We start from the raw sequence: 16,616 nt of genomic DNA, 5'->3' as shown, positions 1-16,616 counted from the left end.
TCGGGTGTCCGGCGTCACACATCGCGCCCTGCCGTGTCTATACGGACGGACGACCACGACCGGCGGCGGCACCGGGCCGGGAAGCGGGACGACGACCGGCGGAGCGGCCGGCGAGCGGCACAGGGAGGGCACGGCATGGCGGACGACCAGAAGACGAGCACGGAGCAGGCTGGTTCGGCACAGGCGGGACCGGCTGCGGCGGAGGGCACGGGCGAGGCGGCATCCGGCTTCCCCTTCGTCGAGCACCACCAGCTGTACATCGGCGGCAGCTTCACCGACCCCGCCGGCGACGGAACCATCGAGGTGGTCTCGCCGCACACGGAGCAGCCCATCGGCCGCGTACCGCACGCCTCGCGTGAGGACGTGGACCGCGCCGTGCGTGCCGCGCGGGAGTCCTTCGACTCCGGGGTGTGGTCCGGTCGCCCACTGGCCGAACGCATCGAGACCGTCACCCGCATCAAGGACGCCTTCGCCGCCCGCAGCGAGGAGATCGCCAAGGTCATCAGCGCCCAGAACGGCACCCCGTACACGACGGGGGTGATGGTGCAGTCCCTGGCCGCGATGATGGTCTGGGACGCGGCTCTCAAGGTCGCAGCCGACTACCCGCACGAGGAACGCAGGGCGGGCGCGCTGGGCCCGCTGCTGGTACGGCGCGAACCGGTGGGCGTGGTGGCGGCGGTGGTGCCGTGGAACGTCCCGCAGTTCACCGCCGCGGCCAAGCTGGCCCCCGCGCTGCTGGCCGGCTGTTCGGCAGTGCTGAAGGTGTCGCCGGAGACCCCGCTGGACGCCTATCTGCTGGCGGAGATCGCCGACGAGGCCGGACTGCCACCGGGGGTGCTGTCGATCCTGCCCGCCGATCGGGAGGTCAGCGAGTATCTGGTGGGGCACCCCGGGGTGGACAAGGTGTCGTTCACCGGCTCCGTGGCCGCGGGCAAGCGCGTGATGGAGGTCGCCTCCCGCAATCTGACCCGCGTGACCCTGGAACTGGGCGGCAAATCCGCCGCCGTGATCCTGCCGGACGCCGATCTGGACGCGGCGGTGGCGGGCATCACCCCCTTCGCCTGGATGATCAACGGTCAGGCGTGTGTGGCGCAGACCCGGATCCTGGCCCCGCGCAGCCGCTACGACGAGATCGCCGAACGGTTCGCCGCCACGGCCGACGCGTTGACCGTCGGCGACCCCCTCGACCCCGCCACCGAACTGGGTCCCCTGGTCGCCGAACGTCAACAGAAGCGCTCCCTCGACTACATCGCGCTGGGCCGGAAGGAGGGCGCCAAGGTGCTGGCGGGGGGCGGCAGGCCGGAAGACCCGCCCACCGGCTGGTACGTCCAGCCCACCCTCTTCGGAGAGGTCGACAACTCCATGCGGATCGCCCGCGAGGAGATTTTCGGCCCCGTCATCTGTCTCCTCCCGTACGAGGACGAGGAGCAGGCGGCCCGTATCGCCGACGACTCCGACTACGGTCTCTCCGGCAGCGTGTGGACGGCCGACACCGACCACGGCGTCGAGTTCGCACGCCGTATCCGCACCGGGACCTACTCCGTCAACACTTTCAGCCTCGACATGCTCGGCCCCTTCGGCGGCTACAAGAACTCCGGCATCGGCCGCGAGTTCGGGCCCGAGGGATATGCGGAATACCTGGAGCACAAGATGATTCACCTGCCTGCACAGGGGTGAGCGACGGCCGCAGACAGGGAGCGATGCGGGCAGGGATGGAGCAGACGGGGACCGACGCAGAAGGGAGCGCCCATGGCCGACCGCTGGCACATCGAGGTGGACCGGGACCTGTGCATAGGGTCGGGGATGTGTGTGGGCGGTGCACCGAAGGAGTTCCGTCTGGATGCCGCCCGCCAGTCCCACCCCGTCGCCCCGGACCGCGAACCGTCCGAGGAGGTGCTGGCCGCAGCTGAGGGCTGCCCCGTCGAGGCCATCACCATCACCCTCGCGGGGACGGGGGAGGCGGTGTTCCCACCGGAGGACTAGCGAATTACCGGCTGACGGCCCGAACTGCCCGAACGGCCCGAACGGCCCGGCGGTGCGCGCACCGGGACGAAGAGCTGGGCCCCCGGAGGGCGCGGCCGGTGGGCGGTGCCCACGGCGGCACCCACGCCGGCGCCCGGCGGGCTGAGCGACGGCGCCCGGCGGGGCTGTGGGCTGTGCACCAGGCGTGATGGGCCGTGGCCGGTGAACTGCGCGGACGGTGAACTCTGGACGACGGGCCGCCGGCCGCCAACCGCCAGCGGCTGCAATGCCGTTGCCCGGGGCCGGGGCGCGGGGTAGGAACGGCCCATGACGTCTCTTGGTGTTGTCTTCCGTCCGCAGCTTCCGCCCGAACGGCTGCGGGGCCTCGCCCGCACCGCCGACGAAGCGGGACTGGACGAACTGTGGCTGTGGGAGGACTGCTTCCTCGAGAGCGGCATCGCCAGCGCCGCCGCCGCGCTCGCCTGGACCGAACGGCTCCGGGTGGGCATCGGCCTGCTGCCCGTACCGCTGCGCAACATCGCGCTGACGACGATGGAAACCGCCACCCTGCGCCGTCTCTTCCCCGGCCGCTTCGCCGTCGGACTCGGCCACGGGGTGCAGGAGTGGATGGGGCAGGTCGGCGCCCGCGTCGACTCGCCCGTCACACTGCTGCGCGAACACCTCACCGTTATGAGGGCGTTGCTGCGCGGCGAACGGGTCACGACCAAGAGCCGGTACGTCACGCTGGACGACGTGGCCCTCGACTGGCCACCGCAGGGCGCCGCCGCGCAGCAGTCCACGACCGCAGGACCGGACCACTCCTCCGCAGGACCGGACCCCTCAGCGAAGGCGGACCCCGCGGCGGGGGCGGGGCCCTTCCCGGGGACGGGCGGTACCGGACCGTCGTCCGCCGTGCCCCTCGCCTACCGTGACGCGGCGGTGCTCGCCGGCGCGCGCGGTCCGCGTTCGCTGCGGCTGAGCGGTGAGGCCGCGGACGGTACCGTGCTGGACGCCTCGACGTCCGTGGAGGGCATCCGGCACGCCCGGCACCTGGTCGACGAGGGACGCAGAACGGCCGGACGTACCGGCCCGCACGAGGTCGTCCACTACCTGAACACCGCCACCGGCCCCGGCGCCGCCGAACGGCTCCGCGCCGAACGTGCCCGCCAGGGCCTCGACCCGGTCACCGGCCCGGGCGTGGCCGGCGATGCGGCAGCCGTCGCCGAGGCCGTGGTGCGCGCGGCCGAGGCCGGTGCCGGCACCGTCGTCCTCCAGCCGACCGCGGACGAACCCGACCCGGAGGGGTTCGTCCGCTTCGCCGCACAGGAGGTGCGGCCACTGCTGCCGTGACAGAGCCTGCGGTGGGCGCATTGGTGGCCGCCCTCCACAGGCGCTCCGCCTCAGTCGGCCACGGTCTCGCCCAGGGCGAGCGTGGCGAACGTCGCCAGCCAGTGATCGGTGGTGAAGTCGCCCGAAGTGGTGGCGGGAAGGGCCGCCGCCAGATTGGCCTCGGCCGCGGCGGTGAGGGTGGCCGTACGCGGATCGCCGTCCGGCAGCGCCCCGGCGATGCCGCGCAGCGCGGCGGCCCGGCTGAGGCAGAGGCCCAGCAGATGGCCGATCTGCGGGTCCGCCGCGTCCGAAACACGCGGCGGGGGCAGGAACGACGCTCCGTCCGCCTCGGCCAGCTCCGGCAGGAAAACGCCCAGCCAGGCCGCGAACTCATCCTGCGGCAACACCCGGCGCACGGCGTCCGCCTCGCACAGCAGGGGAGAGAGGAAGTCCTGCCCCGACGGCTCCCAGCGGGTGGCCGCACCGTGGTCGGGTACGTACCACGCGCGGATCTTCTCCGCCACGGGCGCCACCAAACGCTGCTGGCCCGCGCGTTGGGCGCTGTCGAGCACCAGGCCGAGTGCGAACGCGCTGTTGGCGTGGGTGCCGTGCCGTACGGGGTAGGTCGCCTTCGGCAGCCAGGCCAGCAGCAGGTCGGCCACGGCGTCGGCCGCCGGTGCGAGGGCGGCCCTCCACTGCTGGGCGGAGCGCCGCACCGAGAACGGAGCACTGCTCTCGCCGCGGGTCACGCTGCTGCCTGTGAGAGCACTGCTCTCGCAGCCCCCGTCAAGAGCACCGCTCTCCTTGTGAGCACCGCTCGCGGCGCCTCCGCCAAGAGCAGCGCTCCCCCTGTGAGCACCGCTCTCGCCGCCGCTCGTGCCCCCGTTCCCGAGAGCACCGCTCTCCGTAAGAGCACCGCTCTCCGTAAGAGCACTGCTCTCCCCGAAAGCACCGCTCTCCGCGAGAGCAGTGCTCTCGCTTGTGAGCGCCAGCAGCCAGGCCCATCCGTAGGGCCGTTCGAAAGACGGGTGCGCGCGCAGATACGCGGTTTCGACGGCAAGCGCGTCCGGCGTCAGATGGGCGTCCATCGCCCGCACGACAGCCCCACGCCACCCTTCGGCACCGTCCCAGGCGACCGCCGGGCCACCAATGGCTGCCCCGCCAACGGCCGTCCCGCCATCGGTCGTCCCGCCAACGGTGGCCCCGCCATCGGCCGACCCGCCAACGGCCGCCCCGCCATCCGCCCCCTCCGCGAGGGCGCCGCCCCCCACGAGGGCACCACCAGCACTACCAGCACCACTCGCACCATCGGTACTGCCAACACCAACAGCACCGTCAGCCCCACCAGCACCAACAGCGCCACCCAAACCACCCACGCCACTCACCCCCTCCCCCCGCCGCAGCAGCCGCAGCAGCAGCCAGTGCATGTGGACGGAGGAGTGCCAGTCGTAGGCGCCGTAGAAGACGGGGTGGAGGGTGCGCGGGGGCACCAGTTCGTCGGGCCCGGCCAGAAGGTGGGCGGGGGCGTTGGGGTATTCGCGGGTGACGTTGGCCAGGGCGACCTCGGCGAAGTGCGCGGCACGCTCCTCAAGTGCGGGGATCAATGGGTCGCCCCTCCCGTTTCGCGGATGTCGGTGGTGGTGTGCGCGGCCGTGGTGAGGATGGCGGCCAGGCCGGTGACGGCGTCGGTCACCGAGAGGGACGGCGGCACGGGGCGCTGGGCGGCGGCCTGCTGCGGGGTGTAGGGGACGTGGACGAAGCCGCCCCGTAGGTCGGGCCGTTCGGTGGCGAGCAGGTGCGCGAGCCCGTAGAAGACGTGGTTGCACACGAAGGTGCCGGCCGTCTGGGAGACGGAGGCGGGGATGCCGGCCTCGCGGGCGGCGGCGACGCACGCCTTGATGGGCAGGGTGCTGAAGTAGGCGGCGGGGCCGCCGGGCACGACGGGTTCGTCCACGGGCTGCCGGCCGGCGTTGTCGGGGATGCGGGCGTCGTCGACGTTGACGGCGACGCGTTCGACGGTCAGGTCGGGGCGTCCGCCGGCCTGGCCGAGGCAGACCACCAGCCGCAGGGCGGGGCCGGCGGCTTCGACGGCGGTGCGCAGTTCGTCGAGTGCGGTGCCGAAGACGCAGCTCAGCCGGACGGCCTGCACGTCGAGGCCGGCGGGCGGGTGGGCGGCCAGCTGCCCTGCGGCCTCCCAGGAGGGGTTGGTCTGCTCGCCGCCGAACGGGGCGAAGCCGGTGACCAGCACTTTCACGGGGGATGCGGTGGGGGTGGGCTGGGTGGGCACAGTCATGAGGCGGACGGTCCTAGAAGGCGAAGAAGTAGATGATGGCGATGTTGCAGCCCAGCAGTGCCACGGCGGTGGGTGCCTGCGCCTTGATCGGCCCGTACTGGTCCTTCAACTCCAGCAGCGCGGCCGGGACGATGTTGAAGTTGGCCGCCATGGGCGTGCACAGGGTGCCGCAGAATCCGGCGAGCATGCCAACCGCGAGGACGGCGGCGGGGTCGCCGTTCATCTGCTCGATCAGTACGGGCCAGCCGACGGCGGCGGTCATGACGGGGAACGCGGCGAAGGCGTTGCCCATGATGACGGTGAAGACGAACATGCCCGCGCAGTAGAGGGCGACGGCCGCCAGCTTCTGCCCGTCGGGCAGTATCGACTCGGTGAGCTTGCGGACCTGGTCGCCGACGCCGGCGGCCTGGAAGATGGCGCCCAGGACGGCCAGCAGCTGCGGCAGCAGCAGGGCCCAGCCCATCGACTCCAGCAGTCCGCGTCCGGCGTGCAGCGGGACGCTCACCCGGCGCTCGCGCAGCACCCACATGCCCACACCCAGGGCGACGATGGCGCCCAGGCCGAGCCCGAGGATGGTCTCGCTGCCCTTCTCCAGGATCGGGGTGCCGCCGATCTTCCACTTGGCGACCAGGACGGCGCAGACCATCGCGACCAGCGGGATCGTCAGCGCGGGGATGAACAGTTTGCCGCCGAACCGGGCGGCGAGCCCCGCGCGTTCCTCCTCGCTGGTGGTCTCGGGCTTGCCCTTGCCGGTGAGGTTGAAGCCGCCGATGCAGATGAGGACGAGGACGGCGATACCCAGCGGCTCGGCGGGCAGCGACTTCTCGTTGACCCAGGTGCTGTAGAAGAAGCAGGCGCCCAGCAGGCCCCAGAAGGCGGCGGTGCCGTGCCGCTTGGGGTTGGTGCGGTCGAAGAGCATCTGCACCGCCATGACGAGGAAGACGGCGCCGACCAGCCAGAAGAACCACTCGGACTTGATCACTTGGTGGCCTCGCCTTCCTGGGTGCCGCGCTGCGCGTCCTCGCGGGCCACGGTCATCTCGGCGTTCGCGGTGACCAGTTCGCGTTCCAGCTTCCGGTCGAGCCGCAGCAGTCGTCCGCCGTGCACGAAGAAGGCGCACACGGCGCTGGGTATCGCCCACAGCGCGAGGTGGAGCGGTTCCAGGTGGGTGTGGTAGGTGCTGTTGACCAGGCCGGTGATCAGCAGGATGGAGCCGATGGCCAGGAAGCAGTCCTCGCCGAAGAAGAGGCCCACCGTGTCGGTGCCGGCCGCGTGGGAGCGGACCTTTTCCCGGACCTTCTCCGGGAGCCGCCCGCCGTTCCCGGTGACCGCGGGCAGGTGGCCGAAGCGGCGTTCGGCGGCGGCCTCGGCCATCGGCGCGATCATCGGACGGACGCTCTGCGCGGGGCCGCCGATGGTCTGGAGGCCGACGGCGGCGGTGAGCTGCCGCAGCAGGAGGTAGAGGGTCAGGAAGCGGCCGGTGGTGAGCTTGGTGCCCAGTTTGCCGATGAGGGTGCGGGCCTGCTGCTGGAGTCCGTTGCGCTCCAGCAGGCCGATCACCGGCAGGGTGATGGCGAAGATGGTCACCGAACGGCTGGACGCGAAGCTCTCCCCGAAGGTCCGGAGGATCTCGACGGGAGAGAGCTTGCCCAGCAGTCCGGTGACGATCCCGGCCACGCCGACGACGAGCAGGGGGTTGCGGCGCGTCGCGAAGCCGAGGACCACCACGAGGACGCCGAGCAGAACGATCATGTCGCCTCCGCCTTCCATGGAGCGACTTTCCGCGTAGCGGATGTGTATGAAGCGAATTCCACGGGAGGCTAGAGGATTGTTGAACGATCCGACAAGAGTGAGGCATGTCACTTCGCCCTCCGGGTCGGCCGGGAGTCACACCCCGCACATCCCCCGGAACTCGCCGGCACTGCGAGCGCGCGGGGAGCCGCGCGACAAGCCGCCCGCGAGCCGCAGTCCGTAAGTCACACCTCGCGAGCCGCAGCCCGTAAGTCACACCCCGTAAGCCGCGCCCCGCAAGCCGCACCTCGCGAGCACCCGCCCGGGGGCGCCCCGCCCCCACCGCAGGCGGCCCTACTCCTGTGACGCCTCCCGCGGGTACGCGGCCAGGAGTTGCCGCAGGGAGTCGTCCAGGTAGGCCGCCAGCAGGCGCTCGGCCCGTGCCGCGTCACCCGCCTCCAGGGCGTCGGTGATGGCCTGGTTGCGGGACAGGTACGGGTCGTGGAAGCGGCGCGGGTCCTTCATGATGTGGAAGGCCAGTCGCAGTTCGGCCAGTACGCCGCGCATCATCTCGTCGGTGCGCGCGCTGCCCGCCAGTGCGGCCAGCGCCTGGTGGAAGCGGATGTTGGCGGTCGAGCACGTGTGCCACCGGCCCTCGGCGGCGGCCCGCTCGCCCGCCGTCACCGCCGCCCGTACTTCGGCGACCGCGTAGGGCGGCTCGCCCAGACCGCGCAGCGCCGCGCACTCGACCAGGCGCCGCACGCGGTATATGTCCACGATGTCCGCGGCGGTCAGTACGCGCACGAACGTGCCCCGGTTGAGCCGGTGGACGAGCAGCCGCTCGTGCGTCAGCAGGCGGAACGCCTCGCGCAGTGTGTTGCGCGAGACGCCCAGCGCGGTGCAGATGCGTCCCTCCGAGAGGCGGGTGCCGGGCGGGAACGAGCCCTGGGCGATCCGCTCGCGCAGGACGGCGGCCACGCGCTCGGCCGTGCTGGTGCGGCCCAGCAGCGCCCGGTCGGCGGCGAGGTCCGACAGTGCGGCGGACAGGTCCGCGGCCGGGACGGCGGTCATGGTGGTCTCCCTGTGGTGCGTACGTGCCCTGGCCGGTCCCGGAACGCGCTGCGGCCGTTCCGGCCCGTACGTGTCCCGTGCGGTACCGGCCGTATGCGTCCCGGCCGGTCCCGGCTGTGAGCGTCCGGGCCGGTCCCGGAGGACGCGGCGGCCGTTCCGGCGGTTCCGGGGCCGGTGGCGTCCGGGGGACCGGTCGCCGGGCCCTCTTGCCGGATTGTTCAACAATCGCTTACGTTGCTGCCGATGGACCGGATGATCGACCTTAACGCCGACCTCGGCGAGGGCTTCGGCCGCTGGCAGCTCACCGACGACGACGCGCTGCTGGCCTCCGTCACCAGCGCCAACGTCGCCTGCGGCTTCCACGCCGGCGACCCCGCCACCATGCGCCGCGTCTGCGAGCTCGCCGCCGCGCGGGGCGTCCGTATCGGGGCCCAGGTGTCCTACCGCGACCTGGCCGGTTTCGGCCGCCGCGCCATGGACGTGCCCGCCGCGGAACTGGCCGCCGAAGTGGCCTACCAGATCGGCGCGCTGGAGGTGTTCGCCCGCGCCGCCGGAGCCGCCGTCGCCTACGTCAAGCCGCACGGTGCGCTCTACAACCGCGCCGTCCGCGACGCCGAGCAGGCCGCCGCCGTCGTCGAGGGCGTACGGCTGTCCGGCGCGGCGACCGGTGAGGGCGGGCCGCTGCCCGTGCTCGGCCTGCCCGGCTCCCGGCTGCTGGCCGCCGCGGCCGAGGCCGGACTGCCCACCGTGGAGGAGGCGTTCGCCGACCGCGCCTACCGCCCCGACGGCACCCTGGTGCCGCGCACCGAGGCCGGTGCCGTGCTCCACGAGCCCGAGCAGGTCATCGAACGGGCGGTGCGGCTCGCGCGCAGCGGGGAGATCGTCGCCGCCGACGGCAGCGTGCTGCCGTCCGGGGCCCGCTCGCTGTGCGTCCACGGCGACACCCCCGCCGCCGCCCAGCTCGCCCGCCGCGTCCGCGAGGAGCTGACCGCGGCCGGCCTCACCGTCCGGGCCTTCGCATGAACCGGCCCGCCGCAGCCGACGGCTCCCCCGCGTCCGCCTCGCCCGAGCGGGGCACACCGCCGCTCGTCCGCCCGGTGGGCGACCGCGGACTGCTCGTCGAGCTGCCCACCGCCGGGCGCACCGAGGCGCTCCACGCCGAGCTGCTGCGCCGGCGGGCCGCCGGCACCCTGCCGCCGGTGAGCGAGATCGTGCCCGGCGCCACCACGGTGCTGCTCGACGGCCTGCCCTCCGCGCAGGCCGCCCGCCGGCTGGCGGCCGAACTGCCCGGCTGGGACGTGCCGCCGCTGAGCGGCGGCGCCGAGAACGCGGTCGAGATCCCCGTCCGCTACGACGGACCCGACCTCGCCGACGTGGCAGCCCTGTGGGGAGTGTCCGAGGACGAGGTGGCCCGCATCCACGCGGCCACCACCTTCCGCGTCGCCTTCTGCGGGTTCGCCCCCGGTTTCGGCTATCTGACGGGCCTTGAGGAGCGGTACCACGTGCCGCGGCGGTCCGACCCGCGCACCCGGGTCCCCGCCGGAGCGGTGGGACTGGCCGGGCCCTACACCGGCGTCTACCCCCGCTCCTCACCCGGCGGCTGGCAGCTCATCGGCACGGCGCCGGGGACCGTGCTGTGGGACCCGGACCGCACCCCCGCGGCTCTGCTGGCCCCCGGCACCCGTGTCCGCTTCGTCCCGCTCGGCGACGGCGGCACCGACGGCGACGGTGACGCCGAGGATGACGGCGGCGTCAAGGGTGACGGCGGCGCCGACGGGGACGGCACGGCCGGGGCGTCCGGCGCACCACGCACCCCGAACCCGAAGGAGCGGCCGTGATGGCAGACGGGCTGGAGACCCTGCGCCCGGGAGCGCTCACGACCGTCCAGGACCTGGGCCGCGCCGGGCACGCCCACCTGGGCGTGCCCCGTTCCGGCGCGCTGGACATGGCCGCGCACCGGCTCGCCAACCGGTTGCTCGGCAACCCGGAGACGGCCGCCACCTTGGAGACGACCCTCACGGGCTGCGCCGTCCGCGTCCTGCGGCCCACCGTCGCCGTGGTGACGGGGGCCCCGTGCCCGGTGACCGTCGCCGGCCGGCCCGCCCCCTGGGGGCAGCCGGTGCGGGTGCCGGCCGGGGCCGTCCTCGACGTGGGTACGGCCACCCACGGCGTCCGCTCCTACCTCGGGTTCGCCGGCGGTGTGGACGCCGACCCGGTGCTCGGCAGCCGCGCCACCGACCTGCTCTCCGGGCTCGGGCCGCAGCCGCTGGCGGCGGGCACCGTGCTCCGCCTGGGGGAGCCGCAGGCCGGCGGGCCGCCGCCCGTGCCGGACGCGGCACCGTGGGCGGCGCCGCCGCGCGAACTGGTGCTGCCCGTGGTGGCGGGGCCGCGCGACGACTGGTTCACCGCCGAGGGGCTGCGCACCCTGCTGACCGGGCGCTACCGGGTCTCCGCCGCCAGCAACCGGATCGGTCTGCGGCTGGAGGGACCCGCCCTGGCCCGCGCCCGGGAAGGCGAACTGCCCAGTGAGGGGATGCCGTTGGGGGCGATCCAGGTGCCCCCCGAGGGCCGGCCCGTGATCTTTCTGGCCGACCATCCGACGACCGGCGGCTACCCCGTGATCGGCGTCGTCCCGCCCGCGGCCCTCGACGCCGCGGCCCAGGCCCCGCCCGGCACCCCCGTACGCTTCGCACCCGCCACCCCCTGAACACCGCCCCGGCACCGGGCACGCCACTCCGGCGCGCACGCGCCGCGGTCCGCCGACTGCTGCCCCGGTGCCGGGGCTCCAGTACCCACACCCGGGTACGCCCCGGCACCCGACACCCCCCCGCATGCCGGGCAGCCCCCGCATGCCGGACACCGGCCCGGTGCCGGGCGCCGGGGCGCGTGCCGCGTCCGTCGTCCGCTGCCTGCCGCGTGCGGGCTGGGCGGCCCGTCCCGTACGTCGTGCCTTCCGCCTGCCGTCTGCCACGCCCTGAGTACCGCCCCGGTACCGGGCACGCCGCTGCGTTGCGCATCTGCCGCCCGCCGGCTGCTGCCTCTGTGCCGGGGTTCCAGTCCGCACACCGCTGGGCGCCGGGGCGCGTCCGCTGCCTGCCGCGTGCGGGCTCGGCGGCCCGTATCCCGCGGGTGTCGCGTCCGCCGCCGTCGCCCGCCGGCTGCTGAGCGTCGTCCCGCTGCCGGGGACATCGCCACGTCCCCGTGCCCGCGGCCCGCCGGGCATCAACCCAGGCGCCCGGCATCCCCGTGCGGGCATGCCGCCAGGTGGGTGCCGTCTCCGAGGGGCGGCTCTCGGCGGAGGCCGGGCCCGGCCGGGTTAGGGTCGCGGCCATGCCTGCCGCTCCGATCCTGCGCGACGTCTTCCATGCCCTGCGTGCCGAGTGGGGGGAGGAGGACGACGGCGTGACCTTCGACGGTGGGCCGCCGCCGCTGGAACGGCTCGATGTGATGCTGTACCGCCCGGCGCGGCCCGACGGTGTCACCGCGTTCGCGACGGTCGGCATGGCCGCCCACCCCATGCCGCCCGGGGGCGGCCGTCCCGGCGGGGGTGCGGGCGGCCGGGCGGAGCTGCGGCTGCTGCGCCGCGGCCCGCTGGGGCGCGAGGACGAGCACCGTCTCGCCACGCGGCTGGCGAACCTGGCGGCGTATCCGTGGACGCGCGGGGTGCCGCTGGGTCCGGGCGAGATCGTCGGGTTCGACGACGAGCTGCCCGCCTTCCCGGGCTGCCGCCGGGTCTTCCTGGCCGGCCCCTGGCCCGGGGGCGGGCCTGGTGTCGTCGAGACGCGCGTCGAGCCGGTGCGGGTCCTGACGGCCGTGCCGCTCGCCGAGGCCGAACGGGCACGCGCTCTCGCCCTGCCGCCGGAGACCTTCTTCGCGGAGCTGCTGCGTTCCCGGGACGTGTGCGCGCCGCCGCCCGACGGGCGCTGAGCTCAGCCGCCCCGGGCGCCGGCACGGGAACCGGCCCCGGCGCCTCCGCCGTTGCCGTCGCCGTCGGGGGAGGTGATCTCGATCAGCCGGCAGACGGTCTCGATGTCGATCTTCACCTGGGCGATGGAGGCCCGGCCCGACAGCCAGGTGATGAGCGCGGAGTGCCAGGTGTGTTCGATGACGCGGACGGCGGACAGTTGCTCGGGGGAGGGCGGCCCCTCCAGCCCCATGGCGTCCAGGATGATGGCGGTCGTCACCCGGGAGACGGTGTCCACCTCGGGGCTGACCGAGCGGTCGGCGAAGTTGAGGGCGCGGACCATGGCGTCGGCCAGTTGCGGTTCGCGCTGGAGGGAGCGGAAGGCCCGCATCAGGGTCTCGGCGACCCGTTCCGAGGCCCGTTCCCTGAGCGGGGGCCGCTTGTGCAGGGTTTCGTGCATGTGCTGCAACTGGTCCTGCATGGTGGCGACCAGCAGGTGCACCTTGGAGGGGAAGTAGCGGTAGAGCGTGCCGAGGGCCACGTCGGCGGATTCGGCGACCTCGCGCATCTGCACCGCGTCGAACCCGCCGCGCCGTGCCAGTCGCGCGCTCGCCTGGAGGATGCGCCTCCGCCGGGCTTCCTGACGCTCCGTCAGCGGCGGGGTCTGCGACGACGGGGCGGCCGGCTGGGCGCGCTGCGGGCGCGTCGTTCCGGTGGCCGGTCGTCGGGTGGGCTTGGGCTGCGGAGGTGTCGGCATCGCGTTGTCGGTCCCGTTTCCGTGGCGTTCTCGAAGCCTGCGGGGAGCCGTGCATTGTGGCAGGCGCCGCGGGGGTGGCGCGAATCACCTGCTGAGACGGCTCGCCCGAAGTGACTGGCCGGTAAATTCTGTGGTCCGGGTACGAGTCCGCGGCGGTGCGTCCCGTCCGGTGTCGTCCCTGTGAAAGGCAATCCTGAAACTTGTTCTAGGTTAGCGCGAGCGGCTACGCTCCGGCGGAACGCAGTGACGAAGGGGGCCGCGAGTGACCGGTCAGGCCGAATCCGACCGCCCGCTGCGCATCGCGCTGCTGACGTACAAGGGGAATCCTTTCTGCGGTGGTCAGGGCGTCTACGTCCGTCACCTCTCCCGCGAACTCGCCCGCCTCGGGCACAGCGTCGAGGTCATCGGCGCCCAGCCCTATCCGGTGCTGGACGAGGTGCCCGGAGCGGCCGGCCGGCTCAGCCTCACCGAACTGCCCAGCCTCGACCTCTACCGCCAGCCCGATCCGTTCCGCACCCCCTCGCGGGACGAGTACCGCGACTGGATCGACCTGCTGGAGGTCGCCACGATGTGGACCGGCGGCTTCCCCGAGCCGCTCACCTTCTCGCTGCGCGCCCGCCGTCATCTGGCGGCCCGGCGCGGCGAGTTCGACGTCATCCACGACAACCAGACGCTCGGCTACGGACTGCTCGGCGGCCCCGGCGCGCTGGGCGCCCCGCTGGTGACCACGATCCACCACCCCATCACCGTGGACCGCCGGCTGGAGCTGGCCGCGGCCACGACCCGGCGCCGGCGGGCCTCGGTCCGCCGCTGGTACGGCTTCACCCGGATGCAGGGCCGGGTCGCCCGCCGGTTGCCCTCGGTCGTCACCGTCTCCGGCTCCTCCCGCCAGGAGATCGCCGACGACCTGGGCGTGCGGACCGACCGCATCCACGTGGTGCCCATCGGCGCCGACACCCGGCTGTTCGCGCCCGACCCGGCCGTGCCCGAGGTGCCGGGCCGGATCGTGACCACCTCCAGCGCGGACGTGCCGCTCAAGGGCCTGGTGTTCCTGGTCGAGGCGCTCGCCAAGGTCCGTACCGAACAGCCCGACGCGCATCTGGTCGTCGTCGGCAAGCGGCCGGCCACCGGACCCGTCGCCGACGCGATCGACGCACACGGGCTCGCGGGCGCCGTCGAGTTCGTCAAGGGCATCACCGACGCCGAACTGGCCGACCTCGTCCGCTCGGCACAGGTCGCCTGCGTGCCCTCCCTCTACGAGGGGTTCTCACTGCCCGCCGCCGAGGCCATGGCCACCGGCACCCCGCTGCTGGCCACCACCGGCGGTGCCATCCCCGAAGTCGCCGGGCGCGACGGCGAGACGTGCCTGGCGGTGCCGCCGGGCGACGCGGGGGCGCTCGCCGCGGGACTGGCCAGGCTGCTGGGCGACGCCACGCTGCGCGCCCGGCTCGGGGCCGCCGGACGGGAGCGGGTGCTGCGGAAGTTCACCTGGGAGCGGGCGGCGCTGGGGACCGTCGCCTGCTACCGCGCCGCGATGCGGGCCGCCTCCCACCGGGCGGCGCCGTCCCCGTCCCCGCGCGCGTCCGCCGAGCCGGTGCCCGCCGCCGACAGCCGGTGACCGGCGTGGGCCCCTGCCGCCGCCCCGCACCTCTCCCCGTCTCCCCGATGCATGACTGGAAGGCTGATTCTCCGTGCTGACCGTGGACTTCTCCCGTTTCCCGCTCGCCCCGGGCGACCGCGTGCTCGACCTGGGCTGCGGCGCGGGACGGCACGCCTTCGAGTGCTACCGGCGCGGGGCGCGCGTGGTGGCCCTCGACCGCAACGCCGAGGAGATCCGCGAGGTCGCCAAGTGGTTCGCGGCCATGGCCGAGGAGGGTGAGGCCCCGCAGGGCGCGACGGCCACCGCCATGGAGGGCGACGCCCTCGCGCTGCCGTTCCCGGACGAGAGCTTCGACGTCGTGATCATCTCCGAGGTGATGGAGCACATCCCCGACGACAAGGGAGTGCTGGCCGAGATGGTGCGCGTCCTCAAGCCGGGCGGGCGGATCGCCGTCACCGTGCCCCGCTACGGTCCGGAGAAGGTCTGCTGGGCGCTCAGCGACGCCTACCACGAGGTGGAGGGCGGCCACATCCGCATCTACCGCGCGACGGAACTGCTCGCCAGGATGCGTGAGGCCGGGCTGCGGCCGTACGGCACCCACCACGCGCACGGGCTGCACTCGCCCTACTGGTGGCTCAAGTGCGCGTTCGGCGTGGACAACGACAAGGCGCTGCCGGTGCGCGCCTACCACAAGCTGCTGGTGTGGGACATCATGAAGCGCCCGCTGGCCACCCGGCTCGCCGAGCGGGCCCTCGACCCGCTGATCGGCAAGAGTTTCGTGGCGTACGCGACCAAGCCGCACCTGCCGCGCCTCGGCGAGCCGGCCGCGGCCTCCGGCGAGCGTGCGGCGGCGGCCAAGTGACCAGCCCGGAGCGGACCGAGCGGCTGGTGCTGCCGGGCGTGCTGACGGCGGCACAGGCCCGGCAGACCGTCGCGGGCATCGCCGCCCAGCAGCGTGACGACGGCGCCATACCCTGGTTCCGCGGACACCACCTCGACCCGTGGGACCACGTCGAGGCGGCCATGGCCCTGGACGCCGCCGGTGAACACGCGCGTGCGGAGGCCGCCTACCGCTGGCTGGCGGACCACCAGCTGCCCGACGGCTCCTGGTACGCCGCCTACGCCGACGGTGACGCGGCCCGCCCCACGGACCGCACCCGCGAGTCCAACTTCTGCGCCTATCCCGTCGTCGGCGTCTGGCACCACTACCTGGCCACCGGCGACGACGCCTTCCTCGACCGGATGTGGCCCACCGTCGTCGCCGCCGTGGAGTTCGTGCTCCGCCTCCAGCAGCCCGGCGGGCAGATCGGCTGGAAACGCGACGCGGACGGCACCGTGTGCACCGATGCGCTGCTGACGGGCTCCTCCTCCGTGTACCAGGCCCTGCGCTGTGCGCTGGCGCTGGCCGCACACCGTGAGGAGCCGCAGCCCGACTGGGAGCTGGCCGCCGGCTGGCTGGGCCACGCCGTGCGCCGCCATCCCGAACGGTTCCTCGACAAGAGCCGCTACTCCATGGACTGGTACTACCCGGTGCTGGCCGGCGCCCTGCGCGGGGAGGCCGCCAGGGAGCGCATCGAGGAGGGCTGGGACCGTTTCGTGGTGCCCGGTCTCGGCTGCCGCTGCGTGGTGCCCAACCCGTGGGTGACCGGCGGCGAGAGCGCGGAGCTGGCGCTGGCGCTGTGGGCGGCCGGGGAGTCCGACCACGCGCTGGACGTGCTGACGTGGATGCAGCACCTGCGCGCGGACGACGGCATGTACTGGACGGGATACGTCTTCGAGGACGAGGCCGTCTGGCCGGTGGAGCGCACCACATGGACGGCGGGCGCGCTGCTGCTGGGGGTGGCGGCGCTGGGCGGCGACGAGGCGACCGTCCAGGTCTTCGGCGGCGACGCGCTGCCCGGCGGACTCGACCCGGACTGCTGCTGAGCCGGCCGGACCCGGCCGCAAACCGGCCGGGCGGCCCGCCGGG

At 74.0% G+C, this 16,616-nt stretch carries 16 protein-coding genes and 1 pseudogene; 10 read left to right on the top strand and 7 right to left on the bottom strand.

The window, feature by feature from the left end; translation table 11 throughout:
- Window positions 1-135 precede the first annotated feature (135 nt).
- From IO40_RS0105325 to IO40_RS0105315, 3 genes are all read left to right on the top strand, one after another.
- The gene (locus IO40_RS0105325; RefSeq protein WP_016468752.1) at window positions 136-1,677 is read left to right on the top strand and encodes an aldehyde dehydrogenase; all 1,542 of its coding nucleotides are present in this window, start codon (window positions 136-138) and stop codon (window positions 1,675-1,677) included.
- Window positions 1,678-1,749: 72 nt separating this feature from the next.
- Window positions 1,750-1,983 (top strand): ferredoxin, encoded by a 234-nt coding sequence (locus tag IO40_RS0105320; RefSeq protein ID WP_016468751.1) that lies wholly within the window; start codon window positions 1,750-1,752, stop codon window positions 1,981-1,983.
- Between the two features lie 306 nt (window positions 1,984-2,289).
- On the top strand, window positions 2,290-3,312 hold the full coding sequence (locus tag IO40_RS0105315; RefSeq protein ID WP_031174948.1) for an LLM class flavin-dependent oxidoreductase: 1,023 nt from the start codon (window positions 2,290-2,292) through the stop codon (window positions 3,310-3,312).
- 50 nt (window positions 3,313-3,362) lie between these two features.
- On the opposite strand, the gene IO40_RS39765 is transcribed toward IO40_RS0105315, so the two are convergent.
- The 6 genes and pseudogenes from IO40_RS39765 to IO40_RS0105290 form a co-directional block, all read right to left on the bottom strand.
- Window positions 3,363-4,442 carry a DUF2891 family protein gene (locus tag IO40_RS39765; protein ID WP_415852420.1) on the bottom strand — a complete coding sequence of 360 codons (1,080 nt, stop codon included), beginning with the start codon at window positions 4,440-4,442 and terminating at the stop codon, window positions 3,363-3,365.
- 252 nt (window positions 4,443-4,694) lie between these two features.
- Window positions 4,695-4,895: pseudogene (locus IO40_RS38605) on the bottom strand (DUF2891 family protein); the annotation flags it as partial.
- A complete protein-coding gene (pcp, locus tag IO40_RS0105305; RefSeq protein ID WP_041968624.1) occupies window positions 4,892-5,584 on the bottom strand; it encodes a pyroglutamyl-peptidase I in 693 nt (230 codons plus the stop codon). The pseudogene IO40_RS38605 and the gene pcp, both read right to left, overlap by 4 nt.
- A gap of 13 nt (window positions 5,585-5,597) precedes the next feature.
- Window positions 5,598-6,566: a DUF979 domain-containing protein gene (locus tag IO40_RS0105300; RefSeq protein WP_016468747.1), complete on the bottom strand. Its 969-nt coding sequence runs from the start codon at window positions 6,564-6,566 to the stop codon at window positions 5,598-5,600.
- Window positions 6,563-7,336: a DUF969 domain-containing protein gene (locus IO40_RS0105295; protein WP_016468746.1), complete on the bottom strand. Its 774-nt coding sequence runs from the start codon at window positions 7,334-7,336 to the stop codon at window positions 6,563-6,565. Before IO40_RS0105295 ends, IO40_RS0105300 begins: the two co-directional genes overlap by 4 nt.
- Window positions 7,337-7,669: 333 nt before the next feature.
- Window positions 7,670-8,386 (bottom strand): GntR family transcriptional regulator, encoded by a 717-nt coding sequence (locus IO40_RS0105290; protein WP_016468745.1) that lies wholly within the window; start codon window positions 8,384-8,386, stop codon window positions 7,670-7,672.
- 252 nt (window positions 8,387-8,638) lie between these two features.
- On the opposite strand from IO40_RS0105290, the gene IO40_RS0105285 reads away from it, so the two are divergent.
- From IO40_RS0105285 to IO40_RS0105270, 4 genes are all read left to right on the top strand, one after another.
- A complete protein-coding gene (locus IO40_RS0105285) occupies window positions 8,639-9,409 on the top strand; it encodes a LamB/YcsF family protein (protein ID WP_016468744.1) in 771 nt (256 codons plus the stop codon).
- Window positions 9,406-10,224 (top strand): 5-oxoprolinase subunit B family protein, encoded by an 819-nt coding sequence (locus tag IO40_RS33155; RefSeq protein ID WP_016468743.1) that lies wholly within the window; start codon window positions 9,406-9,408, stop codon window positions 10,222-10,224. Before IO40_RS0105285 ends, IO40_RS33155 begins: the two co-directional genes overlap by 4 nt.
- On the top strand, window positions 10,224-11,093 hold the full coding sequence (locus tag IO40_RS0105275; RefSeq protein WP_016468742.1) for a 5-oxoprolinase subunit C family protein: 870 nt from the start codon (window positions 10,224-10,226) through the stop codon (window positions 11,091-11,093). The genes IO40_RS33155 and IO40_RS0105275 overlap by 1 nt, the downstream gene beginning before the upstream one ends.
- Window positions 11,094-11,716: 623 nt before the next feature.
- Entirely contained in the window at window positions 11,717-12,313 is a 597-nt protein-coding gene (locus IO40_RS0105270) for a suppressor of fused domain protein (RefSeq protein ID WP_016468740.1), read from the top strand.
- Between the two features lie 2 nt (window positions 12,314-12,315).
- On the opposite strand, the gene IO40_RS0105265 is transcribed toward IO40_RS0105270, so the two are convergent.
- Window positions 12,316-13,047, bottom strand: coding sequence for a TetR family transcriptional regulator (locus IO40_RS0105265; protein ID WP_016468739.1), 732 nt, complete (start codon window positions 13,045-13,047; stop codon window positions 12,316-12,318).
- A gap of 262 nt (window positions 13,048-13,309) precedes the next feature.
- Between IO40_RS0105265 and IO40_RS0105260 the strand changes: the two genes are divergently transcribed.
- The 3 genes from IO40_RS0105260 (at window position 13,310) to IO40_RS0105250 (ending at window position 16,573) form a co-directional block, all read left to right on the top strand.
- The gene (locus IO40_RS0105260; RefSeq protein ID WP_031174946.1) at window positions 13,310-14,665 is read left to right on the top strand and encodes a glycosyltransferase family 4 protein; all 1,356 of its coding nucleotides are present in this window, start codon (window positions 13,310-13,312) and stop codon (window positions 14,663-14,665) included.
- 73 nt (window positions 14,666-14,738) lie between these two features.
- On the top strand, window positions 14,739-15,509 hold the full coding sequence (locus tag IO40_RS0105255) for a class I SAM-dependent methyltransferase (protein WP_016468737.1): 771 nt from the start codon (window positions 14,739-14,741) through the stop codon (window positions 15,507-15,509).
- Complete coding sequence (locus IO40_RS0105250; RefSeq protein WP_016468736.1) at window positions 15,506-16,573, top strand: prenyltransferase/squalene oxidase repeat-containing protein; 1,068 nt, start codon at window positions 15,506-15,508, stop codon at window positions 16,571-16,573. Before IO40_RS0105255 ends, IO40_RS0105250 begins: the two co-directional genes overlap by 4 nt.
- The last annotated feature ends 43 nt before the right edge of the window (window positions 16,574-16,616 follow it).

This window comes from Streptomyces albus subsp. albus (genome assembly GCF_000725885.1).
GTDB classification, from domain to species: domain Bacteria; phylum Actinomycetota; class Actinomycetes; order Streptomycetales; family Streptomycetaceae; genus Streptomyces; species Streptomyces albus.
This window is presented reverse-complemented; position numbering and strand designations above follow the sequence as displayed.